The sequence below is a fragment of the Acetobacter orientalis genome (assembly GCF_000963965.1).
GTDB lineage: Bacteria > Pseudomonadota > Alphaproteobacteria > Acetobacterales > Acetobacteraceae > Acetobacter > Acetobacter orientalis.
Genome location: NZ_BAMX01000026.1, coordinates 1 through 26,083, shown reverse-complemented (window position 1 = coordinate 26,083; position 26,083 = coordinate 1). Strand labels below are relative to the sequence as shown.

Annotated in this window: 25 protein-coding genes, 2 tRNA genes and 1 CRISPR repeat array; of the genes, 9 read left to right on the top strand and 18 right to left on the bottom strand. The window is 52.2% G+C overall.

All coding sequences use genetic code 11. The features are described from left to right. Positions 1-273: 273 nt before the first annotated feature. Positions 274-2,643, top strand: a complete 2,370-nt coding sequence (locus Abor_RS10615; protein WP_048841864.1) for a TonB-dependent receptor — start codon at positions 274-276, stop codon at positions 2,641-2,643. 377 nt (positions 2,644-3,020) lie between these two features. Next, positions 3,021-3,401 (top strand): helix-turn-helix domain-containing protein, encoded by a 381-nt coding sequence (locus tag Abor_RS10610; protein WP_256940434.1) that lies wholly within the window; start codon positions 3,021-3,023, stop codon positions 3,399-3,401. 84 nt (positions 3,402-3,485) lie between these two features. Here Abor_RS10610 and Abor_RS10605 read toward each other — a convergent pair whose 3' ends face one another. The 3 genes from Abor_RS10605 to alkB all read right to left on the bottom strand — a co-directional run bounded on the left by Abor_RS10605 (position 3,486) and on the right by alkB (position 8,042). Then, positions 3,486-5,837, bottom strand: coding sequence for a TonB-dependent siderophore receptor (locus Abor_RS10605; RefSeq protein ID WP_048841862.1), 2,352 nt, complete (start codon positions 5,835-5,837; stop codon positions 3,486-3,488). A gap of 265 nt (positions 5,838-6,102) precedes the next feature. Then, complete coding sequence (locus tag Abor_RS10600) at positions 6,103-7,281, bottom strand: serine hydrolase domain-containing protein (protein WP_048841861.1); 1,179 nt, start codon at positions 7,279-7,281, stop codon at positions 6,103-6,105. 116 nt (positions 7,282-7,397) lie between these two features. After that, positions 7,398-8,042, bottom strand: a complete 645-nt coding sequence (gene alkB / locus Abor_RS10595) for a DNA oxidative demethylase AlkB (RefSeq protein WP_048841866.1) — start codon at positions 8,040-8,042, stop codon at positions 7,398-7,400. A 208-nt stretch (positions 8,043-8,250) separates the two neighbouring features. Between alkB and Abor_RS10590 the strand changes: the two genes are divergently transcribed. Beyond that, positions 8,251-8,661, top strand: a complete 411-nt coding sequence (locus Abor_RS10590) for a hypothetical protein (RefSeq protein ID WP_126621363.1) — start codon at positions 8,251-8,253, stop codon at positions 8,659-8,661. Positions 8,662-8,695: 34 nt separating this feature from the next. Here the strand turns inward: Abor_RS10590 and Abor_RS10585 are convergent, their stop codons facing one another. From Abor_RS10585 to Abor_RS13275, 8 genes are all read right to left on the bottom strand, one after another. Beyond that, complete coding sequence (locus Abor_RS10585; RefSeq protein WP_048841859.1) at positions 8,696-8,995, bottom strand: DUF417 family protein; 300 nt, start codon at positions 8,993-8,995, stop codon at positions 8,696-8,698. 360 nt (positions 8,996-9,355) lie between these two features. After that, positions 9,356-10,804, bottom strand: a complete 1,449-nt coding sequence (locus Abor_RS10580) for a sodium:solute symporter family protein (RefSeq protein ID WP_048841858.1) — start codon at positions 10,802-10,804, stop codon at positions 9,356-9,358. Beyond that, on the bottom strand, positions 10,801-10,980 hold the full coding sequence (locus Abor_RS10575) for a DUF3311 domain-containing protein (protein ID WP_048841857.1): 180 nt from the start codon (positions 10,978-10,980) through the stop codon (positions 10,801-10,803). Before Abor_RS10575 ends, Abor_RS10580 begins: the two co-directional genes overlap by 4 nt. Before the next feature lie 191 nt (positions 10,981-11,171). Next, on the bottom strand, positions 11,172-11,639 hold the full coding sequence (locus tag Abor_RS10570) for a hypothetical protein (RefSeq protein WP_048841856.1): 468 nt from the start codon (positions 11,637-11,639) through the stop codon (positions 11,172-11,174). An 82-nt stretch (positions 11,640-11,721) separates the two neighbouring features. Beyond that, positions 11,722-12,069, bottom strand: coding sequence for a hypothetical protein (locus Abor_RS10565; RefSeq protein WP_048841855.1), 348 nt, complete (start codon positions 12,067-12,069; stop codon positions 11,722-11,724). Positions 12,070-12,228: 159 nt separating this feature from the next. Next, positions 12,229-12,459 carry a DUF6587 family protein gene (locus Abor_RS10560; protein WP_048841854.1) on the bottom strand — a complete coding sequence of 77 codons (231 nt, stop codon included), beginning with the start codon at positions 12,457-12,459 and terminating at the stop codon, positions 12,229-12,231. 20 nt (positions 12,460-12,479) lie between these two features. Continuing rightward, positions 12,480-14,345, bottom strand: coding sequence for a ferrous iron transport protein B (gene feoB, locus Abor_RS10555; protein ID WP_048841853.1), 1,866 nt, complete (start codon positions 14,343-14,345; stop codon positions 12,480-12,482). Next, entirely contained in the window at positions 14,342-14,962 is a 621-nt protein-coding gene (locus tag Abor_RS13275; protein WP_307188427.1) for a FeoA family protein, read from the bottom strand. The genes feoB and Abor_RS13275 overlap by 4 nt, the downstream gene beginning before the upstream one ends. Before the next feature lie 13 nt (positions 14,963-14,975). Between Abor_RS13275 and typA the strand changes: the two genes are divergently transcribed. Beyond that, positions 14,976-16,799, top strand: a complete 1,824-nt coding sequence (gene typA / locus Abor_RS10545; RefSeq protein ID WP_048841852.1) for a translational GTPase TypA — start codon at positions 14,976-14,978, stop codon at positions 16,797-16,799. Between the two features lie 283 nt (positions 16,800-17,082). After that, positions 17,083-17,391, top strand: a complete 309-nt coding sequence (locus Abor_RS10540) for a hypothetical protein (RefSeq protein WP_048841851.1) — start codon at positions 17,083-17,085, stop codon at positions 17,389-17,391. 106 nt (positions 17,392-17,497) lie between these two features. Here the strand turns inward: Abor_RS10540 and Abor_RS10535 are convergent, their stop codons facing one another. Next, positions 17,498-18,757: a D-amino acid dehydrogenase gene (locus Abor_RS10535; RefSeq protein WP_048841850.1), complete on the bottom strand. Its 1,260-nt coding sequence runs from the start codon at positions 18,755-18,757 to the stop codon at positions 17,498-17,500. 89 nt (positions 18,758-18,846) lie between these two features. Between Abor_RS10535 and Abor_RS10530 the strand changes: the two genes are divergently transcribed. After that, positions 18,847-19,059, top strand: a complete 213-nt coding sequence (locus Abor_RS10530) for a hypothetical protein (RefSeq protein WP_126621364.1) — start codon at positions 18,847-18,849, stop codon at positions 19,057-19,059. Between the two features lie 53 nt (positions 19,060-19,112). On the opposite strand, the gene Abor_RS10525 is transcribed toward Abor_RS10530, so the two are convergent. Next, positions 19,113-20,132, bottom strand: coding sequence for an NAD(P)/FAD-dependent oxidoreductase (locus Abor_RS10525; protein WP_048841849.1), 1,020 nt, complete (start codon positions 20,130-20,132; stop codon positions 19,113-19,115). A 152-nt stretch (positions 20,133-20,284) separates the two neighbouring features. Next, a complete protein-coding gene (locus Abor_RS10520; protein ID WP_048841848.1) occupies positions 20,285-21,505 on the bottom strand; it encodes an NADP-dependent isocitrate dehydrogenase in 1,221 nt (406 codons plus the stop codon). Between the two features lie 236 nt (positions 21,506-21,741). Between Abor_RS10520 and Abor_RS10515 the strand changes: the two genes are divergently transcribed. Further along, a complete protein-coding gene (locus tag Abor_RS10515) occupies positions 21,742-23,250 on the top strand; it encodes a peptide MFS transporter (protein ID WP_048841847.1) in 1,509 nt (502 codons plus the stop codon). Positions 23,251-23,398: 148 nt separating this feature from the next. Further along, positions 23,399-23,847: a CRISPR direct-repeat array (repeat unit 28 nt; unit sequence CTTCACTGCCGCACAGGCAGCTCAGAAA). Between the two features lie 109 nt (positions 23,848-23,956). Here the strand turns inward: Abor_RS10515 and Abor_RS10510 are convergent. Next, positions 23,957-24,032, bottom strand: a tRNA-Ala gene (locus Abor_RS10510). A 110-nt stretch (positions 24,033-24,142) separates the two neighbouring features. On the opposite strand from Abor_RS10510, the gene Abor_RS10505 reads away from it, so the two are divergent. Both Abor_RS10505 and Abor_RS13225 read left to right on the top strand, forming a co-directional pair. Continuing rightward, positions 24,143-24,442, top strand: a complete 300-nt coding sequence (locus Abor_RS10505) for a YggT family protein (protein WP_052946426.1) — start codon at positions 24,143-24,145, stop codon at positions 24,440-24,442. An 86-nt stretch (positions 24,443-24,528) separates the two neighbouring features. After that, on the top strand, positions 24,529-24,657 hold the full coding sequence (locus Abor_RS13225; protein ID WP_256940433.1) for a hypothetical protein: 129 nt from the start codon (positions 24,529-24,531) through the stop codon (positions 24,655-24,657). Positions 24,658-24,766: 109 nt separating this feature from the next. Here Abor_RS13225 and Abor_RS10500 read toward each other — a convergent pair. From Abor_RS10500 to Abor_RS10490, 3 genes are all read right to left on the bottom strand, one after another. Next, positions 24,767-24,842, bottom strand: a tRNA-Phe gene (locus Abor_RS10500). A gap of 54 nt (positions 24,843-24,896) precedes the next feature. Further along, complete coding sequence (locus Abor_RS10495; protein ID WP_048841845.1) at positions 24,897-25,082, bottom strand: DNA gyrase inhibitor YacG; 186 nt, start codon at positions 25,080-25,082, stop codon at positions 24,897-24,899. Next, positions 25,075-26,083: ribonuclease E/G (locus Abor_RS10490; protein WP_048841844.1), on the bottom strand; the 1,009-nt coding region annotated here is incomplete at its 5' end. The genes Abor_RS10495 and Abor_RS10490, both read right to left, overlap by 8 nt.

The following is a 26,083-nucleotide window of genomic DNA, read 5'->3' as shown; positions in this document are numbered from 1 at the left end:
AAAGGGCGGTGTCCTAGGCCTCTAGACGAACGGGACACAGAGGCTGGCGTGCGGTGGATTTACGCAAATTATGGTGCGAGCACAAGGGCTAAAATGCAAAATTTTAAAAAAATATAGGGTGGCGGTTTGGTAGCTGCTTTGGGAGTGCGGCAAAAATGAAACAGTAGCGGTTATGTCGACGGTTTAAGTCTAAATAATGTTTGATATGTTATACCATAACAAATTATAGCCTCAACCTTAACTCAAATTTTGCTTTTCGGTAGGGGCATATTTATGCGCGTTTCTCGTCTTTCGTTTGCACTGGCGTGTTCTACGTTGTGCTCAACGGCTGGTTTTCTGGCATGGGTGCAGCAGGCCCATGCTCAAACGCAGTTGGAACAGACGGGTACGGCAACGCGTAGCGTGCATACCTCTGTGCCAGCCCAGGGTAGCCAAGCTGTTGCGCAGGCATGGCGCGAAAAAGCGCAAGGTCATGTGGGTATCTCTGCAAAAACACACTTCACTGGCCGGGAAACGGTGAATATTGAGCCTGCAAAAGTGGCGCAGCCTGAGCGGGTGACTGTTACCGCGCATCTTGACCGCGCACGCTCTGATTTGCAGCCAGATACCGGGGCAACAGTGTATCGGTTTAGCCGTAAAGCGCTGGAAACTATACCGGGTGGCGATAACGTGCCGCTCAACCAAGTGCTGCTGCAGGCTCCGGGTGTGGCACAAGATAGCTATGGCCAAATTCATGTGCGTGGCGACCATAACGAGGTGCAGTTTCGCCTTGATGGTGTGCAACTGCCAGAAGGGCTAAATGTATTTGGCCAAGCGCTGATGACCCGTTTTGCAGACAGTATGTCTTTAACAACGGGCGCATTACCAAGCGAGTTTGGCTTTTTACAAGCTGCTGTTGTTGATATTACTACCAAAAATGGCACAACAAATGCTGGCGGCAATGTGTCTATTTATGGTGGAGCACGGGACTATTTTTTTCCGTCTTTGCAATATGGCGGGCATAAAGGGAAGTGGGATTATTTTGCAACGGCTGACTTTGTGCATGACCGCATGGGCATTGAAAATACGACCGGCTCTTTCAATGCAAAACATGACCTAAGCAACCAGTACCATTTTCTGGGGCATGCGCGTTATACGGCTGATGAAAATACACGTATTAGCTTTATTGCTGGTATTTCTAATGCTGAATATCAGTTGCCTAATAATCCGGGGCAGCAGACACAATTTGCAATGCCGTCGTATAGCGGAAGTGCTTTGGCGCAGCAGCAAGGTAGTTCCGATAGTGATAGCCTAAACGAACACCAAAAACAGATTACTGATTTTGCCGTGCTTGCTTTGCAAAAAGAAATAGGCAAATTTAGCCTGCAAAGCTCTGTTTTTTCACGTTATAGCAGCTTGCGCTACTCACCTGACCCTGTGGGGGATTTAGTTTATAACGGCATAGCCCAGCGCGCCGCGCGGTCTGTGTTTTCTATGGGCACGCAGCATGATGTGACATGGCGTGCGGCGCAAGACCACACAGTACGTTTTGGTTTTCAGGTATTTGTTGAGCGCACAACCTCTAAAACAGACTCTCAGGTTTTTCAGCAGACTGGTGGGTTTGGCGATGGTGAAACACCAGAATTTGAGGATACTACCCCCATTTCTATTCATGATGGGAGTGGTAAAACTGGCACCGTTTATGGTTTGTATGCGCAGGATGAATGGAAGCCTGTTAAAAACCTGACGGTAAATTATGGCCTGCGTTTTGATGGTGTAAGCCAATATACCAGCCAGATGCAGGTTAGTCCGCGTATTAACGTGGTATGGAACCCTTGGCATGGTGGTACTTTCCATGCGGGTTATTCTCGTTACTTTACGCCACCACCGTTTGAGGTTGTGAGTAGTTCAGCTATTTATAAATTTGCCAATACCAGTGCCGCGGCTGCAAGCAATGGCAATAGTACTGTGCGTGCCGAAAGAGACCATTATTTTGATGCCGGTTTCCAGCAGCAGATTTTGCCGGGCTGGCGTGTTTCGTTTGATGCTTATTATAAGCTTGCCCATAATTTGATTGATGAGGGCCAGTTTGGTGCGCCTATTATTTTGAGCGGCTTTAACTACCGCCGTGGGCAGGTTAATGGCTACGAGGTGAGCACGTCTTACGACCTTGGCGCCTTGTCTCTGTACGGCAACTTCAGTTGGTCGCGGGCCATTGGTAAAGACATTACCAGTGCACAATTTAACTTTGGTGATGATGACCTGAATTACATTAAGAACCGCTGGGTGCATCTTGACCACGACCAGCGTTGGACGGCTTCTGCTGGTGCATCTTACACCTTCTTCCAGAAAGGGTGGCACCCACTGCGGGTTTCAGGCACCATGATATATGGGAGCGGGCTACGTAAAGATGGGCCAGATGGGAGTGATATTCCGCCCAACGGCCTGTCTGTGCCGCAATACGCGACCTTTAATTTCTCTGCCGTGCAGACTTTCAAGAACCTCTTTGGGCACTCTTTCTTGGGGGACACACAGATTCGGTTGGATGTAACCAACCTGTTTGACCGTACCTATATGTTGCGTGATGGGAGCGGAATTGGGGTGGGGGCACCACAATATGGCCTGCGCCGCACTATTTTGACCGGTATTTCACAGAACTTCTAAATAATGATGTCAGAAAAAAACTGACATATTAAGATTAACGAAACAAAGAAGCGGTACAGCAACATAAAGCACAGTTTATGTTGCTGTATTTCTCAAAACGTTTAAAACCGGAATGACATAATGCTTTTGTCGTGCTGAACTGTAGGGCGACAGAAGCGGTTTGTGCTACCTTATACGGTCTTTACTCTCTGTATGCGCATGGTTATGGACCCAATGAGCATGCCGGGAAGGCAGTATTTCTGCCACGTCTATGGGTGGGGTGAACCGTTGCGTGTTGTTCTGGAGAAACGGAATGGTACGCCCAAGGTGGAACGTGCCATTTGGCTTGTTTGCTGTGGGTTGCCCGCTCTGTTCTCCGTAAAGAGAGAGCGGGAAGCGTGGAAAGACAGGAAATAATTTCTCCGGGAACTGACCTTGGCCAGAGAATGAAAATTCTGCGCAAGGCGGCTGGCATGACACAGCAGCAAGTTGCTGATGCGCTGGGCGTTTCGCGCCCTGCCATTGCATTTTGGGAAACGGGGCGTGAGGGAAGCGCGCGCAAGCATATTCCTAAACTTGCGGCTCTGTTTGGTGTTGACCCCGAGATTTTTCTGACCGGCTATGTGCAAGCGGATATTCCGCTAACCGTATCACCTGATGAATGCGATATGATTAAGCTGTACCGCATGCTTGACCCGTCTCGTAAGGTTTCTGCCCAGAAATGGATAGAAAGACAGGTCAAGGTGTTGCAAAGCAGTGGGGACGAGGCTGAGTTTTAGGCAGCTGATTTACCTGCTTTGTGAATACAAAAAAGGGCTTGCTATGTGATAGCAAGCCCATGCTTTTACGCTGTAATATTGAGCCTAGAATTCAGCCGAAAGGGTGAAGTGGTAGATACGAGGTAGGCCAGCATAGAGACTGGATGCTGCGCCAGAAGTACCACTTGGGGCACCTGTGTAAACAGAGGCCCAGTAGCGCTCGTTTGTGGCATTGGTGACCCCAAAGCGTACGACCCATGGAAAACGAACAACGTGGAAGGCGTAGCGTGCTCCAAGATCTAGTGTCGTGTAAGAGCCTGTATGGAGCGTATTGCTTACGTTGGCTGCGCGATTGCCCATGTAGTGCACATTGGCATTAAAGGCAAAACCAGAGGCAAAAGCACCAAAAGATGCGGGCAGACGGTAGTCTAGCAGCAGGTTAGCCTGCAAAGGAGCTGCGCCTACAATTTCTTTATTGCTTAGGCTTGAGCTACCGCCGACCAGCTCTGCGTCGAGCCAGGTCATGCCGGCTAAAACAGATAGATTAGGGAGCACTTCACCCGAGATTTGTGCTTCTACACCATAGTTACGTTGTGTGCCGCCATATTGGTAGGTTTGGCAGTTAGTTAGAGCTGCACAGCCTTTAGGGTCTGTTGCGGGCATGTACATGGCATAAGGTGATGTCATGCGGAAACCTGCAATATTAAGCTGCATTTTTTGGTAACGTAGTTTGTAGCCCACTTCGTATTCTTCTGAGCGGGCAATGGGCAGAGCAATATTGGTATTGGTGTAGCTTGTATTGTTGGGCGTAACTGGGCCAGCTTCTACCGAACGCCCATACGTGAAATAGAGGGTTTGGTTGTCAGTCGGCTTATACATCAGGCTGGCGGTAGGGCTGAATGCTGCTGATGCGTTAAAGGTGGTTCTGAGCGGAGTTTTGGCGTTAAGCGCGCTTTCTTGGTGGATCCAGCTCCATGCCAGAGTGCCCATGATAGACCAGTGCTTGTTGAGTGTGAGTGTGTCACCCACGATGAAAGACTGGCTGGTTACACTGCTGGATTTATAGCGACCGCTGTAATAGGGCTGTGTGCCGCTCGAAGGGGCTGCACCATAAATATTATGAACGCCAAGGTTTTGTGCGGGTGTTACGGCCGTTGTTGGGTTGTAATTCCCCATCATATAGCCGTTGGTGCCAATAACGAGGTCGTGCTTTATAGGGCCTGTGTAAACTCGACCATTAAAATAGGCCATGTTACTACCAACCCGGAAATCGTTGGCGGTAGTCGTTGCTTTAGCGCTTGAGCTGTACCAACCGTTGCTACCGCTTAACCCGCCACAGGTTTTTCCACCATCGCACAGAGTATCTGTGACGCCAAAAGACTGGCGAGCGGCATCTTGATAAAGACCGCCAAGGGTAAAGCTCCAGTCTTTGTTAATCTGGTGCTTAATTTTAGCAAGGAATGTATTGGTTTCCATGTTGTAGCCGCTCCATTCAGGAGCGAGGCGGTTGCTTAGGTCTGGGGCGGTCGGGAGTGTACTGCCACCTACGCCTGTTGCAGGAATACCAAAAGCGGGGGCGGTGCCACGCTGGTCGTATGTGTAGTGGCTGGCGTCAAGTTCGATAACGGTTTTATCGTCCAGATGGATATCGAAGTCGCCGCTGACCATTTCGCGGCGCATCCAACTGCCTTGAGTGTAGGCCGTACCATCTGCGTGGAGTAGGTTAAGGCGGTAACCAAACCAACCGTTTCTGCCGATACGACCAGAGATGTCACCGTTAACGGTAGGGGTGCCAATGGAATCTACACCAACTGAAAGCCGTTCTGTGCGTCTGTCTGTTGGGCGTTTAAGGGTGTATTCGAAAACGCCAGCAGGGTTTTGGGGCCCGTACATAGCCCCGGCTAAACCGTTAAGTACCTGTAGGTTATCGACCCATTCTGCCGGGTAGGGCGTGGTAGAGACAACGTTAAGACCATCAAGGCGGGAGTTGGAAATAACATCAGCCTCAAACCCACGAGATTGGGGGCGTGAGGTGTTAGGGTCTCCGCGTATTTCCATCTGAACAGATGGTAGATACTGCGCCATATCGTTCAGGTTACGGATTTGCTGGTTTACCACCACATCATGCGTAACACCCATGACAGAATAGGGCGTGTCGAGTGTATCTCGGTTTCCTAATGGGCCAAGATAGACAATTTTATTCATATATTTGGCTGCAGTACCGTCTGCTGCGTGGTGGCCATGTACGTTGATGGTCTCACCATTAGAGCCGTCAAGTATGCCTGCAATGGGAGTGTTTGTGTGGGTAGGTGTTTTGCGCGGGGTAGCTTTAGCAGGTGTTTTAGTGGTGAGCGGTTGCTCTGGTGCTGTATTACTAGGTGCCGCCAAAGCGGATGAAGCAAGCAGCAGTACACTGAATGTACTAGTAGCGATGAGGGTATGCAGACGGTCATGCATGGATCTGTAGGGGCCCAGATTATATGAGGATAAAGAAGAGATAGCGGTCTTTTGCCGGGGCTGAATGAGGTTTGTCTATATATTGCCATGCATAAATAGGTATATGGTTGAATATAGTCGTGAAGTGATGCGAGAATAATACAGGTTACAAAAAAAATGGATATATAGGATTTACTAATTTAAAAAATAAATAAATTTTGTTTAGTGCGTGTATGCTGTGTGCAGAAAGCCTTTTTTAAAAGAGGGCAGTGCGCATTATAGAATACTAGAATGTGTGTAATGCCAATGCTGCTGCCGTAGCGACATCGTGGCGGAGGGCTATGACGTTGCCTTTGCCGTAAGGGTGTACGCGGTTGGTAAGGATAATGACGGCACTTTGGGTATCGGGGTCGAGCCATAAAGACGTGCCGGTAAAGCCAGTATGGCCAAATGAAGAAGGCGGGAAGATATCCCCTCTAGGGGTGGAGTAGTGGGTGGCAATATCCCACCCTAAACCGCGCAAGTCTGCCCGGCCCTTGGGTTGTTGGGGGGTAGACATAAGCACCACTGTTTGGGGGCGGAGCGGGTAGGCTGAGGGCAGGCCAGCACGACGCGCTAGAAGAGCTTTAACGTAAGTGAGCGTATCATCTGCACAGGAAAAAAGACCAGCATGCCCCGCAACACCGCCTATGCGGCGGGCTGTTGGGTCGTGTACATCGCCGCGCAGTAAAGTGTTATTTTCGTTAAATTGTGTTGGTGCTATTACCGGTTTGAGAGCGGGGTCTGGACAGAAAAAGCTCCGTTTTAAGCCGAGCGGTTGAAGAATGTTTTGGGTTGCGTAAACATCAAGCGGTTGGCCGGATAATTTTTCAACGAGAAAGCCCAGTATAAGAAAATTTATGTCGCTATAAACGAATTTTTCTCCGGGTTTGTGCTCGAGCGAGCTGTTCATGGCAAGTGTAAAGGCTGTTTGTTTGCCAGACCATGGGGTGGAAAGGTCAAGGTCTGCTGGTAGGCCGGAGTAATGGGTTAGAAGGTGGCGTATGGTAACGTGGGCTTTGTTATTTGTGCCAAATTGCGGAAAATAAGTGCTTACATAGTCATCAAGTTTAAAAAGACCTCGCTCCCATAACTGCATAATAGCAGGTGCCGTGATGAGCACCTTTGTGAGAGAGGCCATATCAAAAAGCGTGTTCCACGACATGGGTTCGGGTGATGGAATGAGAGCTTGCTGACCAAATACACCTTGCCACAGGGTTTGCCCTTTGTGGCAAATGGCTGCCACAGCGCCCGGCGTTTTATGACTGGCAACAGCTTGTTGAAAAAGTGTTGTAAGAGCAGAAAACTTTTTTGCAGGCATATTGCTTTGTGCACAAACAGTGTGTGACCAGAAAGAGCCTACACTACTAAGGGCTGCACTCGTTTTTAGAAGGTGGCGGCGAGTGAGGGCAGGCAGCATGGGCATTCAGGCGCGTTCCTGACATAAAGGGAGGTATGGTAAAAGCCTACCGTAAGAGGTGGCGTGTGGCGGCACAATATGCGGCAAAAAGCTGGTGTACGTGTTAAGGCGGAAGGGTGGCATTAGGGAGCCACAAACCGAAAAGTAAGGTTAAACCGAACAGTGCCCGTTAAGGGGTGTATGCCTGCGGCCAAAGGTTTTACACCATGATAATGAAGGCGCGCTCTTGCCCCCCATACCACCACATCACCATTTTCTAGCAAAAAGGGAAAAGCTGGCGTGGTGCGGCTTAACCCACCCCAGAGAAAAACCATCGGCAGCCCGAGCGAGACTGAAACGATGGGTTGGGTGAAGTCTCCCTCGTCTTTATCTTGGTGCAGGCCCATGCGGCTACCTGCGGTATAGCGGTTTATAAGGCACGCATTGGGTGTAAAATTTTTAAAGCCAGCCGCCTGTGCAGCAGTCGTTGCTAAGTGCAAAAATAGCTCTGGTAGAGCGGGCCAAGGCTGTTGGGTAAAGGGGTTGGTGTGGGTATAATGGTAGCCTGTATGGTCTGTAACCCAGCCTAAAGCCCCACAACTTGTGAGTGCGGCAGACATAGTGCCACCCCCCGGTGTTTGCATGCTGCGGAAAGGGGCAAGAGCCGCTAAAGTATGAATGGTGGCCACAAGGGCTTCTGCCTGTGGTAGGGCATAGCCACGCAGCACTACGGCACCAGGGCTAAGGGTAACACGGGGTGGACGTGTGTCTTGCAAAGACAAAGACATTTGCGCAGGGGGTGGTGTACGCTTGGGCAAAGGCCTGCCTCTTTCTCTCATGCCGTGGCGTGCCAGAGTTTGAGTCTTATTTTAAGACGATAGTGTTATGAAACATTTACTGCAAGCGGGGGTTTCTGGCATAAGCCGTGGCACACTTTCTAAACCCTGCTTGTATGGGCAAAATTAAGCGGAAGAAGGCTGAACCCGAGTGAAAACCATGCGTGACATTTTGATTGTCAGGGGGGTGCCTGCCATCGTGACGCTTGATGTTGAGACCTTTATACTCCGTGGGGAGTTTGTGGGGTTAACGGGTAAAGTGGCTTTTCATGCAACGTTGGTGTCTGAACTGCGGGTTAAAGCGCGTGAGGCACTCGATGCCTTTATGGCGCAATGCCGCAGTGAAAACCGGCACCCTTTGCAGCAGTACGGGCACGATGCTTCTCGGTATGTGTTGGAAGATGTCTATGCTGAATTGCGTGATATTGCAGAGCGGCGTGGCTTAAGCCTTGAGAAATTTGTAAAAACTCATACGCCGTTTGCGTTAAAGCGCAAACCGACCGACTTTGAAAAACTAATGCAGCACCGCAGAGACGTTGACCGGCGTTATTCTCTGGAAAACGAAGACTGAAAAGTTAAAGCGGAACAAATTGTAAAAAAGTTAACTACGAAGTTGAGGCGAAGCAGGAAAGAGTAGCTGCTTTATGGTGGCGTAGGTAAGATTTTAGTAAAACAAGCCCACTGTCGAGTAACAGCACATCTTTTACAATAAAAGAATCAAGCCGCCCAAGTTGCGGTAGAAGGTTTAGGGTGACAAGGGCGGTAAGGAGTACGAGGATGTCTCCAATAATGCCAATTTGTGCGTTAACGTAGCCGAGTATGAGGGCAATAAGCGTAATATTTTCAATAACGGCGCGTGTATATGTGGTGTCTTGTGCGCCAAAAGGGCTGTAAAGCAGCCCCAACCATGTGCCTTGGGTAAGATGTTGCAGCGTTTGCGTTTCAAACGCGAACTATTTGTAAAGACCAAAAACAGCTAAAACAATAATAAGCCCGAGGCGTATAATCTATGTTGCTGCGGATAAAGTTGTTTTTGAATGCCTCCATAAGTGTTCTCCTGCATGGGTGAGTATTATTACGTGAGGACTACAAGATAATTTTTCTATTTTAGATAGTCGGGATTTTTTTTGTATTGAGGGGGCATTTTTCTGGAGCAATGTTTAAAGAGAAACAATTTTTTAAAGAGGGTAGTTAAAAAGAAACCCGCCTGTTTAAAGGCGGGTTTCGTAAATGTTGGGGCTTATAAAAACAGGCGCGTAAAGGCTTTAGCCTTGTGCTGTGTTTTTGTGGGGGCTGGGTTTAACAAGGGTAATAAGGCTAACCACAGCAATATTAACAAAGAGAGAAATAAGCCCTGTTGAAACATTGCCCGAGAATGGGCCGAGAGCAATGGGGTGAATGGGTTTAAGACCATCAAGCCAGCACAGCCCAACGCCAACCACCGTGCCAACAGCCCACCCGGCCAACATGGCGGCGGCAGAAAAACGAATGCGCAGCAGGCCCAGAATAAGAGCCGGGAAGGTTTGCAGGATAATAACCCCACCTAGAAGCTGGAAGTCGATAGCAAATTGCGCGTTGAGAAACAAAACGCACAGCAGCGCGCCAACTTTAACGGCCAGCGCAGTATAACGGCTGGCGTTAACGCTCCTTTTGCTGGCGGGTAGCAGGTTGTGTGTCACTAAGTTGGCTGCCCCAATAGCCATAACGGCAGCAGGTACCAGTGCGCCAACAGCAATAGCCGCTAGGCAGAAACCACTAAACCATGCGGGAAACACTTTTTGGAACAGCATGGGCACAACAAGAGATGTGCTGCTTGCGTTAACGCCAGCCACATGCGCCATAAAGCCAAGCATGGCAATAAGGCCCAGAACAATGGTGTAAATAGGCAGAAAAACGGCGTTTTGTTTAATAGTATCTGCCGAGCGTGCTGCCAGAATGCCCGTAAGGGTATGCGGGTACAAAAATGCAGCCAGAGCAGAAGAGAGCGCAAGCGTGGAGTAAGGCAGGCCCATACCTGCTTTAAGTACAGGTTGTGTGTGGTCTGCGCTGGCAAACAGGGCAGAGTAGCCCCCCATGTGCAGCGGTATGACGGTAACAGCAACCAGTACGGCAATGTAAATCATGATATCTTTGATAAAAGCCGTAAGGGCTGGGGCATGTAGGCCACCAAGCCATGTGTAGGCTGCCAAAGACAGAAACGCGATAACAAGCGGAATATCGCCCGGCAGACCAAGAGCCTGTACTACGGTACGAATACCAATAAGCTGCAAGGCAATGTAGGGCATAACCGCGACAAGGCCAGTTATGGCCACCACTATTTCAAGCGTGCGGTTGTTAAAGCGTGCGCGCACAATATCGGCCGCAGTGGTATGCCCCCCCTTATGGGCAATGTGCCACAGCTTGGGCATGACCAGAAAAATAAACGGGTAGACGATAATGGTGTAGGGCAGCGCAAAAAAGCCATACCCACCGGCAGCGTAAACTAAGGCTGGTACGGCAATAACCGTGTATGCCGTATAGAAGTCTCCGCCAACCAGAAACCACGTGACCCACGGCCCAAACTGGCGCCCACCCAAGCCCCAGTCTTCACCGCTTTGCGCGGCTTTGCCACGGCTTAGCAGTTTGCGAATGGGTTGAATGAAGCTGCCAATAACAATGGTTGTGGCAAAAAAGAAAATAAAGACGCCAAGCGCCCAAGGGTTAACGCCGCTCATACGTCGCGCCCCTTTTTCCAGACTATCCAGATGATAACGGATGTAACCGGCACCCAAGCAAGCTGGTACCAGTAAAAGAAGGGGAAGCCGAATAGGGCCGGTGTGTACCGGTCGTATAGCGGTGTCCAGAGCAGCCCGGCAAAGGGCAGCAGGAGCAACAGATTCAACAATTTCATAATGGGGTGGCCAGTTGTTATTTTTTTCGTTGCGACCACACCACTACATGCAGACACCCCCGGTAGTGTCAATCATCATTACGGGGTGTGCACGTGGCTTTGAAGGCGTTGTGGTGTTTGTGCTACAACTGGCGCATGGTGTTATAACGGAATTTTGAAAAGATAAGCTGTTATAACACGCTTTTGTTATTTCAAGATGAGTTTTTGCGCTTTTGTAAAACCTTATTTAATGTGTCGCTGTACGCGCGGTAGCTGCCTTCTGGCACGCAGCCCATCTCTTCTAGGTCTTCCAGATCAGCGCCGCGGTTGATCCAGCTATTGACTTCACGGAAGTCTAGCGCTGCGGGAATGGTGCGGGGTTCAAAGACTATAATGTTGTCTTGCCCCTCTGTTGCGCCAAAGGGAATGTAGCTGCTGGCGTCTGGAGACTTGCTGTTCTCTAGGCTAATTTGGCCGCATACGCTTTGTTTGTCGTCTACTTTATGGGTGACAATTTGCCGAAAATGGGTGGGGGTACCAGCATATTTATGGCTGAGTGCTTTAAGGGTTGTTTTAACAAAAGGTGTGGCAGCCTTGTCGCTGCCATCTACCACGGTCTGTGCGCAGGCCGGCAGGGCTGGGGCAAGCAGGCCAAGGCAGAGAAATAACGCGCGCTTCATGGGCTAGACATCCTTGTTGGTAACAGGGCTATGGTAAGGCTTGGTACAGTAAGATCAAGCACCATGAGTAAAATGGCTGCTCTTATGGGCGGGCTGGTGGCAAAGTTAAGCCTTGCATGAGTTTGTGCGTACTGACCTGCCAAAGCATAATTTTGTCTTGCCCATTTTCAGAGATATGCAGCGCCAGCAGGTCGTCTTGCACGCGGGCCATGCTGAGTAACTTGCTGCCTGGGGCAAGGCTGGGGGCGGGGAGTGCGGTATCTTGTAAAGGTACAGACGCAGGAAGGGCTGCGGGCGTGTGCTGGCTGTTCATGCGGTGGATAATAACCCCCACCAGCGTAACTGTGCCCACAACAATAAGCACACCCATGCCAATAACGGCTGCTAGAAGCGCCTTTGGGGTGCGGGGCGGTTCTTCAACCTTATCCACTCTATATCCAGTTCTGCTGCAACAAAAACCTGTTTAGCCGTGTGGGCCTAGGGGGCCACAGGCGTGGTCTCTTGAGTGCCCTGCCGTGCTGCCGGGCGCAAGAGGGTATGTGCAGAGAACCGGAGTGGGGGCATTACGGTTTTAGGGCGGGTGCGGCCTTTAGTGGCAGCCGCCGTTTTTATCACACCCTTTGCAGCCCCCACAGCCCTGTGCGCCGGAGGGGGAGGAGAGCCTTTCGGCTTTAAGGCGTAAGCCGGGCAGAAAGCGGGTGTTATGCAGCGCCCCGGCAATGCCGCGCCAGAAAGGGGCGGTTGCGGCAGGCACGAGGCGTTGCAGCCAGTAGGCGGCGCACAATAGAACCAGAAGACCGACAATAAGGAGTTGGGTCATGGTGAACCCTCCTATGTTCTCTATCCGGTAATAAGCCGGGTAATATGGTAGGTAAGAAACGCAACACCATATGCCAGCCCAAACAGATAGCCTGCTGATATAGCCACAAACCGCCAAGATCCGGTTTCGCGGCGAATAACAGCGAGTGTGGAAAAACACTGCGGGGCGTAAACGTACCATGCCAGCAATGAGAGGGCCGTTGCAAGGCTCCATTGGTTGGCGAGTAAGGGCGTGAGTTGGGAGGCGGCATCTGCCTCTGACGCGCCAACTGAATAGACAGTGGCAAGGGCGCTGACTGCTACTTCGCGCGCAGCAAGACCGGGAATAAGCGCTACGCAAATTTGCCAGTTAAAGCCAAGCGGTAAAAACAGCGGCAGCATAATGTGCCCAATGCGGCCCGCTAGGCTGTAGTCAATAGCTGGGCCGGTAGCCCCTGCTGGTGGGGCGGGAAAGCTGGAGAGCGCCCACATAATAACGCTAAGCGTGACAATAATACTGCCCACACGGGAGAGGAAAATACGCGCGCGTTGCCAGAGCTCAATAGCAAGGCTTTGCAGGCCGGGCAGGCGGTAATTGGGGAGCTCTAGCAGCAGGGGGTGCTCTTCAACATCGCGCCGTTTCATGACGCGGGCCACCAGCAAGGCGCTGAGAATAGCCAGCCCATACAGAGCAAACAGTACCAGCCCTTGTAGGTTGAAAATGCCGCCAATACGCCGTGCTGGAATAAAAGCGCCAATAAGCAGCGCATAGACCGGCAGGCGTGCCGAGCAGGTCATGAGCGGGGCAATGAGAATGGTCACCATACGGTCGCGCGGGTTTTGTATGGTGCGGGTAGACATAATGCCCGGCACGGCACAGGCAAAGCTGGAGAGAAGCGGAATAAAAGAGCGCCCACTCAGGCCAGCAGAGGCCATGAGTTTATCAAGCATAAAAGCGGCGCGCGGCAGATAGCCGGATTCTTCGAGGGCAAGAATCCATAAAAACAGAATGAGAATTTGCGGCAGGAAGACAATAACTGTGCCCGCACCGGCAATAACGCCATCAACTATCAGGCTTTGTAAGGCGCCGCTGGGTAGAAGGGTGCCGACAAAGTCTCCCAACTGCTTCATGGCCTCTTCTAAAAAGTCCATGAAGGGTTGCGCCCATGAGAACACGGCTTGGAACATAATAAAGAGCAGCACAAACAAAATGCACATGCCCCAGACCGGGTGCAGTACCCAACGGTCTAGTTTCTCTTCTAGCGCCTGCCTGCGCTCAGAGGTGCGGGCCACGCATAGCGCCATAATGCGGCGTACTTCGTGGTGCAGGTCTGTGCCTGCTGGCAGGGGTGTTGGGGCAGGGGGTATGGGGGTGTCGAGTGCGGCAAGCAGGTTGGCGGCTCCGCCCCGCTTTACCCCAACGGCTGTTACAACGGGTACGCCGAGTTCTGCCTGCAAGCGGGGTACGTCAATATCCAGCCCCTGTTTGCGCATGGCATCAACCATGTTGAGCACCACAAGCATGGGGCGGCCTAACTGGCGTAACTCCAGCATAAAGCGCAGGTGCAGGCGCAGGTTTGTAGCGGCCACCACACTTATAAGCAGGTCTGGGGCGGGCTCACTTTTATAAACGCCACGGCAGACGTCTCGGGTTACAGCTTCATCTGGGCTGGTGGCGGCTAGGCTGTATGTGCCCGGCAGGTCTAGCACGGTTACTTTGCGCCCTGCTGGGGTCAGTAAACGCCCCGCTTTGCGCTCAACCGTAACGCCTGCATAGTTGGCTACCTTTTGGCGGCTACCGGTAAGCTGGTTGAAAAGAGCGGTTTTGCCGCAGTTGGGGTTGCCAACCAGCGCAACGCGCAACGGGGCTGCTTGAGAGGGTGCCAAAGGGGGCGTTTGTGTGCTCATGCCTGTGGGGCAGTGGTGTGAGAGGATTCGTGCGGGTGTGCGGGGCAGGCTGCGTTGGGGTTGGCGGGCATATCTTTTAACACAACGCGGTTTGCTTCAGCGCAGCGTAGGGCAAAGCGGGTAAACCCAATTTCCACTGCCATGGGGTCTCCCCCCAAGGGGCCAAAAGCAATAACCTTAACAGGCTCACCCGGTACAAAGCCCAACTCACCAAGGCGTTGGGCAATTGTGTCGGAGGGGGAGAGTGACTCGATATGGTCAATAACTCCCGCGCTGCGGAGTGGTAGCTGGTTAAGGCGCACGGTTGGTTTTATCCTGCTGGGCAGTGGGTCTAATTGGACAGTAGAGTAACACTCTATATTGAGAATGATCCTTAATTCCAAGTCATGGCCGTGTCCATGTTTCTGCTCAGCTTGAAGGGGGCGGAGTATATTTTGCGTTTGTTTTATGGGGGTAGAGCGGCAAAAAAGGCTAGCCCATGCGGTATTCTGGCTGCCTTGTGAGGATTTTACGTGCAATTCTGCGTTCTGGCGCTTATCAACGGGGCCAGCACTCTTTATACCGAAACGCAACCGCCAGTCTTGCAAGGACAGTGGCGGCACAACGCGCAGGGACACTCAGGCACTCTTCATGGATATCCGCAATATCGCCATCATTGCACACGTCGATCATGGCAAGACCACACTCGTTGATGAACTGCTGAAACAGTCAGGCTCCTTCCATGAGCATCAGCACGTTGCTGAACGCGCCATGGACAGCAATGATCTGGAACGTGAGCGTGGCATCACCATTCTGGCGAAATGCACCTCTGTTGTGTGGAACAACACCCGCATCAACATTATTGACACCCCCGGACACGCCGACTTTGGCGGCGAAGTGGAGCGTATTTTGAGCATGGTGGACGGCGCTGTTGTGCTGGTCGACTCTGCTGAAGGCGCACTGCCCCAGACCAAATTTGTGGTGGGTAAGGCTCTGGCCCGTGGTCTGAAGCCAATCGTGGTTGTGAACAAAATTGACCGTGGCGATGCCCGCCCGGACGAAGTGCATAACGAAATTTTCGATCTGTTTGCGTCTCTCGGCGCCAACGACGAACAGCTCGACTTCCCGATGCTGTACGCTTCTGGCCGCCAAGGCTGGGCAGATGTGGAACTGGACGGCCCGCGTAAAGATCTGAGCCCGATGTTTGAGCTTATTCTCAAACATGTTCCGGCTCCGGCTCTGGACAAAGACAAGCCGTTTGCCATGACCGCCACCATTTTGGAAAACGACAACTTTCTGGGTCGTGTGCTGACAGGCCGTGTTGAGCAGGGCCGTGCCCGCGTTAACATGCCCGTTAAAGTGCTGCGTGCAGATGGTTCAACCGTTGAAACCGGCCGTCTGACCAAGCTGCTCTCCTTCCGTGGTCTTGACCGCGTAGCGGTTGAAGAAGTTGAAGCAGGCGACATTGTGGCTGTTGCTGGTTTGTCTGAAGCAACAATTCCAGACACCATTGCCGCACCAGAAGTAACCGAGCCGCTTAAAGCTATTCCGGTTGATCCACCAACCCTGTCTATGACGTTCCGCCTGAACGATGGCCCCTTGGGTGGCCGTGAAGGTAAGAAAGTAACGTCTCGCCAGATTCGTGACCGTCTGTTTAAAGAAACAGAAAGCAACATTGCTATTCGCGTTTCTGAAAGCCCGGAAAGCGAAGCCTTTGAAGTGGCTGGCCGTGGTGAACTACAGCTTGGCGTGCTGATTGAAACCATGCGCCGTGAAGGCTTTGAGCTGACCATTGGCCGCCCCCGCGTGTTGTACCAGACCAACGAAGAAACTGGTGAACGCGAAGAGCCATACGAAGAAGTCATGATCGACGTGGACGAGCCTTATTCTGGCGTGGTCGTGGAGAAAATGTCTCTGCGTAAAGGCCAGATGCAGGATATGCGCCCCTCTGGTGGTGACAAAGTGCGTCTGACCTTCATCATTCCGTCTCGCGGGTTGATTGGTTACCACGGTGAGTTCCTGACCGACACGCGCGGTACGGGTATCATGAACCGTCTGTTCCATGGGTATCAGGCTTATGCAGGCCCGATCGAAGGCCGCCGCAATGGCTCTCTGATCTCTGCTGAAGATGGTAACACCACAACGTACTCTCTGTTCTCTTTGCAGGACCGCGGTACGCTGTTTGTTGATGCTGGCGAAAAAGTTTACGTTGGCATGATTATTGGTGAGCACTCTCGCGAAAACGACCTTGAAGTAAACGGCGTTCGTGAAAAGAAACTGACCAACATGCGTGCGTCTGGTAAAGACGATGCGCTGTTCCTGACACCGCCACGCCGTATGTCTTTGGAACAAGCTATTGCTTACATTGAAGACGATGAACTGGTTGAAGTCACACCTTCTGCCATTCGTTTGCGTAAGCGTTACCTTGACCCCAACGAACGCAAAAAGCGTGAACGTAAAGGCGATGCTGGCTAACCAGCTCTAAACGCCTCAGTTTGAAAGTGGCCTGCCAGCACTCTGCTGGTGGGCCATTTTTTGTTTTGGCAGGGCGCAAAAGCCCATTATGTCGGGATTAAGGTGGTATTAGGTCAAAGGCGCGGCAAGTGGCTGTTCTTTAGGCATTTTAGCCCGAGACGGCTTATGGTCTGCCATGCTATAAATGGCATAACGGCAGGGTGCGGCATAATGCCATACTCACTCTGACGTCTTAGTCGGGGCTAAGTCTCTTAGCCCAGATATTTTAGAGGGAACGTTTCTCATGATTTCACGCCGTCTTCTTGCTGTTGTCTCTACCGTTGCTCTGATGGGCGCTGCTGCTCCTTCTTTCGCTCAGGAAGCTGCTGCTCCGGCTGCCCCTGCTGCAACAGCGCCTGCCGCTGCTGCCCCAGCCGCTCCAGAAGCAGCAGCACCTGCTGCTGCCCCCGCTGCTGAAGCTGGCAAAGAAGAAGCAGCTGACCAGAAAGGCAAAAAGCACCACAAACATGGTGGCAAAAAGCACCATGGCCACAAAAAAGCTAAAAAAGCAGAAGGCGCAGCTGACACGGCTGCTGACTCTTCAGCTCAGTAATCAGGCGTAACAGGCAAGGCTTGCGCGTAAGCGCAGGCTCTTGGCTGGGCGTATTTGCTGATAGCTTTAAAAACAGAGCCTGTGGGGCAACCCCGGCTCTGTTTTTTTATGGGGTATAGCGACCTAATGTTAGGTCGAGTGCGGGAATATCGGTTTTGCGGCCATGCACGAGGTCTGCAATGAGACGGCCAGAACCGCAGGCCATTGTCCAGCCGAGTGTGCCGTGCCCAGTATTAAGCCAGAGGTTTTTAAAACCGGGGGCTGCGCCAATAATGGGTGTACCATCTGGCGTGCAGGGGCGCAGGCCTGTCCAGTATTTGGCAGAGGCAAGGTCTCCCCCACCAAACAGTTCTGAAAAAGAAAGCTCAAGCCCGGCGCGGCGGTCTGGGCTTAGGCGTTGGCTATAGCCGGCAAGTTCTGCCGTGCCCCCAACCCGAATACGGTTGCCAAGGCGGGTTATGGCAACCTTGTAGCTTTCATCATTTACGGTTGAGAGCGGGGCGTGTGTTTCATCGGTTAGGGGAATAGTAAGAGAGTAGCCTTTAACCGGGTAGATAGGCAGCCGCAGCCCTAAGGGTTTGAGCAATAGCGGGCTGTAGCTACCCATAGACACAATGTAGCTTTCTGCGCGGAAGTGCCCTGCTGAGGTTCGGACAGACACAACCTCATCGACTGTGGCATCTAGCCCTTTTATGGTTGTGTTATAGAGAAATTTTACGCCCAAGGCCTCGGCGCGTTTGGCCAGCCTTTGGGTAAAAATATGTGCATCCCCCGATTGGTCACCGGGTAGGTAAAGCCCGGCTTTAAGCAAGCCTTGGGCATGTGTTAGGCCCGGCTCACGGGCAAGAATTTGCGGGACCGTTAAAAGCTGGTGCTCAATATTGCTTTCGGCCAGCAGTTTCATGTCTTGCCGGGCTTTATCAAGCTGTTTGTCGGTACGGAAAAGATGAATTAAGCCGCGCTGCCGGTCGTCGTAAGTGAGGCCAATTTCTTCACGCAGGGTGTCTAGGCAGTCTCGGCTATAGTCGGCCACACGCAACATGCGGGCCTTGTTAATGCTGTACGCATGGGCGTTACAGTTTTTAAGCACCTGCTGGATAAAACGGAACATGGCCAGATCGAAGCGCTTGCGTATAACCAGCGGGCTGGCGTTGTGCTGGAGCATCCATTTTAAGGCAAGGCGCGGTAGGGCGGGCGAAGCCCAAGGCGATGAATAACCCGGAGAAACCTGCCCGGCATTGGCAAATGATGTCTCAAGCCCCGGTGCTGGTTGGCGGTCAATAACCGTGACCTCATGCCCCAGTTTTGCCAGATACCAAGCTGAGGTCGTGCCGATAACGCCGGCACCCAGAACGAGAACTTTCACGGGTTCATCCTTTCCGGTGGGTATGGTGGCGGCTTACACGTACTGCCAAGCAAAATTACCTGCTGTAGAGCAAGAGCAAACTTTCTTGTATGCCTCATTCTTGGCAGTTTCATGTCAGCCAGCCCAGTAAAGCCACCACACGAGAGGGGGGCTGTCTTGGTGTGGGGCGCGGGCAGGGGCATGGGCAGGCCGGGTCTCAAGTTATACTGCACAGAAAAGGGAAAGGCCGCCGGACAGGCTGGCCTGTACCCGCAGCAACTTTCCCCCCGCTTTCGATCAAGAATGCGTTAGTACGTTTATAGTTTCATAACGCTTTGTTTCTGCCAAGTGGCAACAGTGCGTACCCGCCTTGCCGTTACGTGTTGGGCACACCTTTGCTGGTTGAATATTCAAAATGCAAAGCTTGGTCTGGGTTTACAATGGGGTAGATGGAGTGGGCTGCCATGGCGGCCTCGCTAAAGCCCTGCAAAATAAGTTTGAGCTTGCCGGGGTAGGTTGCCACATCTCCAATGGCAAAAACGCCGGGTAGTGAGGTTTCGCAGCTAGAGGGCGTTACCGGAATGGTAGAGCGCACGGTGTCCATACCCCAGCGGGCAATGGGGCCAAGGTCTGTTGCCAGCCCAAAAAATGGCAGCAGGGTGTTGGCGTGCAGTTTGCGGGTGTTGCCTTCTAGGTCAACAACCTCAACGGCTTCTAGCGCACCATTTTGGCCGTGCAGGGCATGTAGCTGGTAGGGTACAATTTTCTCAATTTGGCCGTTCTCAACCGCTTCATCTAGCTGGCGTAGGCTTTCTGGGGCGCCCCTAAAGCGGTCGCGGCGGTGCACAAGGTAGAGTTTTTCGGCTTTGTCTTTTAAGGCCAAAGCCCAATCGAGCGCAGAATCGCCACCGCCAGCAATAACAATGCTGCGGCCTTCAAAGTCTGCTTTGCGGCGCACGTAATATTGCACCGCACCTGAATTCTCAAAGTCTTCCAACCCATCTAGTGGCGGGCGGTTGGGGCCAAAAGCGCCAGCCCCTGCGGCAATAATAACGGCTTTGGCTTTAATGTGTGCCCCTTTGTCTGTGCCCAGAGTAAAGTCTCCACGGTGGCCGCTTAGGCTTTCAAGCCGGTGTTTGAGTAGGCGGGGTACGTTAAAGGGGGCAAGCTGTTGCTCTAGGTTGGCAATAAGCTGTGCGCCTTCAACCGCAGGGCAGGCGGGAATGTCGTAAATTGGTTTTTCGGGGTACAGGGCAACGCACTGGCCGCCAATTTCGGGCAGCACATCAATTAACAGGCAGTTTAACCGCAGCATCGCGCATTGAAATGCGGCAAATAGGCCGGTAGGGCCTGCACCAATAATAGCGACATCTGTTTGAAGTGGCGTCTGGGTCATGGCGCGCGGTGGTCTCCCTGTGTGTCCTGCGGCAGATTTCAACAGTGTGTTTTGCTCTAGCACGGCGGTAGACGCAATGGGGGGCGAGCAGACAAAAAAAGGGAGTGCAACTTGGGCACTCCCTTACTTTAAGGCATGTTGTGCGTGAAAGCTCAGCTTTTAGCGAGCGCCTTACGCAAGCCTTCGTCCAGCACATCAAGGAAAGGCTGGGTGTCGAGCCATGTGGTGCCTTTGCCAACCAGCAGGGCAAGGTCTTTGGTCATTTGGCCTGCCTCTACGGTGTCAACGCACACTTTTTCCAGTGTTTGGGCAAAGTGTACAACGTCTGGGGTGTCATCAAATTTGCCGCGGTAGGCCAGGCCGCGTGTCCATGCAAAAATGGAGGCAATGGGGTTGGTGCTGGTGGGTTTGCCTTTTTGGTGCTCGCGGTAGTGGCGGGTTACGGTGCCGTGGGCGGCTTCGGCTTCTACCACTTGGCCCGTGGGGTCTAGCAGTACAGAGGTCATAAGCCCTAGGCTGCCAAAGCCTTGGGCTACAATGTCGCTTTCCACATCGCCATCGTAGTTTTTACAGGCCCATACATAGCCGCCTTTCCATTTAAGGGCGCAGGCTACCATGTCATCAATCAGGCGATGTTCGTAGGTTAGGTTTGCTTTTTCAAAGGCTGCCTTAAACTCTTTGTCGTATACCTCCTGAAACACATCTTTAAACATGCCATCATAGGCTTTTAAAATTGTGTTTTTGGTAGACAGGTAAACAGGCAGCCCACGGTTAAGCCCGTAAGAGAGAGATGCACGCGCAAACCCTTCGATAGAGGCGCGTGTATTGTGCATGCCCAAAGCCACGCCGGGGCCTTTAAAGTCGTGCACGTCTAGCGTTACGGTTTCGCCACCGTTTTCTGGCACATACGTAAGCGTTACTTTACCGGGGCCAGGAATTTTTGTTTCGGCGGCGCGGTAAATATCACCATAGGCATGGCGGCCAATAACAATAGGCTGCGTCCAGTGTGGCACAAGGCGGGGTACGTTGGTGCAGATGATAGGCTCACGGAAGATGGTGCCATCAAGAATATTCCGAATGGTGCCATTGGGTGAGCGGTACATGCGTTTAAGCCCGAATTCTTTCACGCGGGCTTCATCTGGGGTGATGGTGGCGCATTTGACGGCTACGCCGTAGCGTTTGGTGGCCTCGGCGGCTTCAACGGTTACTTTGTCGTCTGTGGCGTCGCGGTGTTCAATGCCAAGATCATAATATTTCAGGTCAATGTCGAGATACGGCAGAATGAGCCGCTCGCGGATAAAATGCCAGATGATACGGGTCATTTCATCTCCGTCCATTTCAACGACGGGGTTTTTGACCTTGATCTTCGCCATGAGAAAACTTGCTCCAGATAATCGCTAAACCCACACAACGCGTATGAGCGTCATGCATTGGTTGGATTAACGAAATAAGCGCGGCTTTTTGGCTCCGGCTACTCACAATCCTGCTAGTAGGGGCTTGTTTTGGTTTGCAATGGCTTGTCTTTATACACAGTAAGGGCAGTTTTCCGTTACCTAAACGGCAGGTTTTTGCTGTGCTGGGTACGCGATCACAAAATGGTCAGGGCTTTATGACAAACACTTCCTCTTTTACGCACCGTAGCCGCGTACAGTCTTTTGCCGTGGTGTTGGCCATAGAGCTGTGGGAGCGCTTTGGGTATTACGGCATGCAAGGCATTTTGCTGCTGTATATGGTGCAGCGCCTTAACTTGGCAGATGCACAGGCCAATGTGCTGCTGGGTACCCTCTCTGCTGTTATTTACGCAGCCCCTGCCATTGGCGGCTGGGTGGGGGATGCCGTTTTAGGCTCGCGCCGTACCATGCTGCTGGGGGCAGTTGTTTTAGCGTTAGGCTATGGGGTGTTGGGGTTAGATAGTGGCGGCCAGCTTACCCTTTTTGTGGCCTTGGCCATTGTTGCGTTGGGTAATGGCTTGTTTAAAGCCAATTCGGCCAATTTGGTGCGGCGCATTTATGAGGGAGATAACGCCCAGATAGATGTGGCTTTCACATACTATTACATGAGCATCAATATTGGTTCCATGGTGTCTTTGTTGCTTACGCCATGGTTGCAGGCTCGTTTAGGGTGGGGGCCACCTTTTGGGGTATGTGCGGCCGGTTTAGTATTTGGCCTTGCAAGTTATGGTTTTTTTCGAAAACGCTTAAGCACTGTTGGCTCTGCTCCAGACTTTAGCCCCCTTGTGTGGGGCCGTTTGGTGGCAGTGCTTGCGGGCATGGGTGTGTTTGTGGCGGTTGTGGTTAGTATTCTTGGTTCACCCATGCTGGGGCGTATATGCGTTTGGGTGGCGGCTATTGCTGTGGTGGTAGCGTGGGTTTTGCTTTACCGCCGGGCAGCGCCGCAAAGCCGGCCCGGTTTACGGCTGGCTTACCTGCTTATTGTGCAAACTATGGTTTATTTTGTGTTTTACCAGCAAATGGTAACGTCGCTTACTTTGTTTGCCCTGCGTGATGTACGCTCTGAATTTACGCTGTTTGGTGTACCGCTTTTCTCGCTTTCTGCTGGGCAGTTTCAAGCACTCAACCCGGTATGGATTATGCTGGCCAGCCCCTTACTTTCTTGGGGGTATGGGCAGTTAGAAAAACGGGGTTATTATCTACCTGTTGCAGAAAAATTTATTGCCGGTTTCTCTTTGGTCGCACTGTCTTTTTTAATTTGGTGGTGGAGTGCCGCGCAAAGTGTCGCGCCAATTTCTCCTTGGGTTATGTTTTGGGCTTATGGAGCGCTTTCTGTAGGCGAATTGCTTATTAGCGCGCTTGGCCTTGCCGTGGTGGCCCGCTATGTGCCGCTTAATATTGGGGCCTTTATGATGGGCAGCTACTGCGTGTCTAACGGTGTGGCTATGTACCTTGGCAGCATGGTGGCCAATATGGCTGCTGTAAGCGGTGCTGTTGGGGGCGAAACAGTTGCCGCAATGCTGCCTGTGTATGCCAGTTTGTTCCGCTCTCTCTTCTTTTTAGCTGTAGGGTGCACGGTGGTTTTTGTGGTGTGCCTGCCCTTTACACGGCGGTGGGACGCCCAGCACCATGCAGCACTTGGCATTAAAGCTGGCGCAAAGGGGTAAAGTTTACCCCTAAAATACCCCTTTTTTTAGAGCCAAAAATAATCTCTTTAAAATCAGATACTTACAAAACGGCTTGCAAAAAGGGGTAAAAGCGCCAAAATAGGCTGCAAGACGCACAAAACTGCTCTTTTATAACCATATCAGTCTACTTCACTGCCGCACAGGTAGCTCAGAAATGTCCGTAATCAACACGGCGCAAGGCACCCTGCTTCACTGCCGCACAGGCAGCTCAGAAAGGACACGATTGCACCCGCAGGATATCCGCCGACTTCACTGCCGCACAGGCAGCTCAGAAATAGACCGCGCGTAAAGTTGGTCAGCGGGTTGTCTTCACTGCCGCACAGGCAGCTCAGAAAATAAGGCCAAGCGCACCTTCGCCCATGCCGATCTTCACTGCCGCACAGGCAGCTCAGCAAGGCGCAACGGGCGCAACATGGCAGAGCCTGTTCTTCACTGCCGCACAGGCAGCTCAGAAAACCCAGCGCACCAAGGGCCGCACTGTCGATGTCTTCACTGCCGCACAGGCAGCTCAGAAAAGAGGCAGCGCTGGCACCGATCAGCGTGCCAAACTTCACTGCCGCACAGGCAGCTCAGAAACAAAACTCCCGCGCCACAGGGACTTTGCGGGCTTTCACTGCCGCACAGGCAGTTTATATGTGTTGTTAGGGGCTTTTATTGTCTGTTTAGAAAGGTGTAAGCGGGCGAGTGGTGGAGCTGAGGGGAATCGAACCCCTGACCTCCTCATTGCGAACGAGGCGCTCTCCCAACTGAGCTACAGCCCCGCCTGCTTTATTTTGCGTGTACAGAGCGGGGTAAAGCCCTGTCAAGTTTAGGTGGCATGCGGTAAACCGGTTAAACACACGGCATACTCTTATTGCAAAGGAGCAAATATTTGCTGTTTAGCCTTTATATGGTGCTAACGCGCCTGCTGGATATTTATTGCTGGATTTTACTGCTATCGTGCATTTTTATTAATTTGTGCATGTTTGGTATTTTAGACAGCCGTAACCAGCTTGTTTGGAAAGTTGGTGTGTTTTTTAGCCGTGTGACCGAGCCTGTTTTGGGGCCTATACGGCGTATGCTCCCTAATTTGGGAGGGGTAGACTTTAGCCCCATGATTGTGCTGCTGGGCATACAGTACATTGTGCAGCCTTTGCTGTGGCAAGTGTTCCGCGCTTTAATTTATAGGTAAGGGTACAGGCTCTCTCATAAAAGTGAGTAAGGGCCTGTTATCTTTTGTGGGTGTTTGGCGTTGGTTAACGTGAAGGGAGCTTTACCATGACCAATGCAGCACCAGACAAACCAAGCAAAACCCAACAAGAAAAAGAGTTGGATGAGGCGCTGAAAGAGAGTTTTCCGGCCAGCGACCCACCGGCGCAAACAGACCCAGATAAGCCAGCCGATTAAAGCACAAGGCTAAACCGGTAAGTATGGCGTGTGCAAACCCACAAACAAAAATGTTTAGGGTTTAGAAATAAAATGTAAGGGGAAAGGGGTGCAGTTTACTGCTTTATAATGGTGCCCAAGACCGGGATCGAACCAGTGACACTGCGATTTTCAGTCGCATGCTCTACCAACTGAGCTACTTGGGCACCGTAACCTTGCGGTGTGAGAGGGGTTTATCTCACACTGACAAAGGGATCAAGTCACCTTTCGTCATTTCTTTCATTTTTCTGAATATTTTCTTCGTCTACTGGTGGGCCGGGCACGCGGTACTGCCCGGTAAACCAGCGGCCTAGGTCAATATCAGCACAGCGTTGAGAGCAAAAGGGCCGTGTGGCGTGTTGTGCGGGCTTGCCGCACACGGGGCAAGTGGCTGCGGGTTTAGTCATTACTTTGCGGGATCCATGCCAAATCTGGTAAGGAAGGGTCTAGCTTAAGGGTAAAAGGTTTGCCGCGTAGGCGCATACAGTCAGCCACGGCTTGCGGGTCTGCTTCGAGTGCGCCAAGCAACGCAAGGCCGCAACGGAGTTGGGTGGCAGTGGGGTGCTGCGCCAGCACGGTGCGCAAGGCAGCTAATGCCCGCCCGTGCGGGGCGTTAAGCAGCTCTGGCAAAGACGGGTGAATGCGTGCCCGCACCATTTCTATAAGCCCCAACCCAGTAATGCCAAGGCAGCGGGGTTTAAGGGGGTCTGCTTGCAGCATGGCTTTGACCGGCTCAAGCAAGGCTTGGCGTTTACGTACAGCAAGGCCTGCTGGGTCTATTAAAATAGCCCCAGAAAGGTTGCGCAAGCGTATTTGGTGCAGCAAGGCGGGCAGGGCGTCTCGGTTTGCGGCAAATTGTGCGGTTTGTTTGCTCCAGCCTGTGGTGGTGGGTGGGGCGTCCATATCTATGGCAATAAGGGCAGGGGTGGGGGTTATGCTGGCCTGCATACCGCCGGGCAGGGTAACTATTGGCTCTTCTAAAGCGGCGCAGGCGTGGGCAATTGCTTCAGGCCAGGGACGAAAACCCTTGCTACGCCGTGGCTGTAGCAAGGGTGGAATAAGGGCTGCACTTTCTGGGCTGTCAGCTACCAATGCGGCATCTGCAAAAATGTGTGCCAAGCGGGCCAGCGGTGTGGGGCCGCGGCTGAGTAAGCCCGGTTTGTCGGGCGTGGGGCTTGGGGGTGTGTCTAGTTTACGCAGGCGCAGGCCCTTGCCGCCTTGTGCTGCGCGGGTAACCTGTACTGCTAGGCATTGCCCTTCTGTGTGGGGGGTAACATCGGAAGAAAGGGGTAAAAACCCTTGCTCTCCCGTGCCGAGGTCTATGAAGGCACCGCCCATACTATGGGCAAGGGTGGCTATGCGTGCCCAATAAACATCGCCCACACCATCGGGTGCGGCGGGCCGCCAT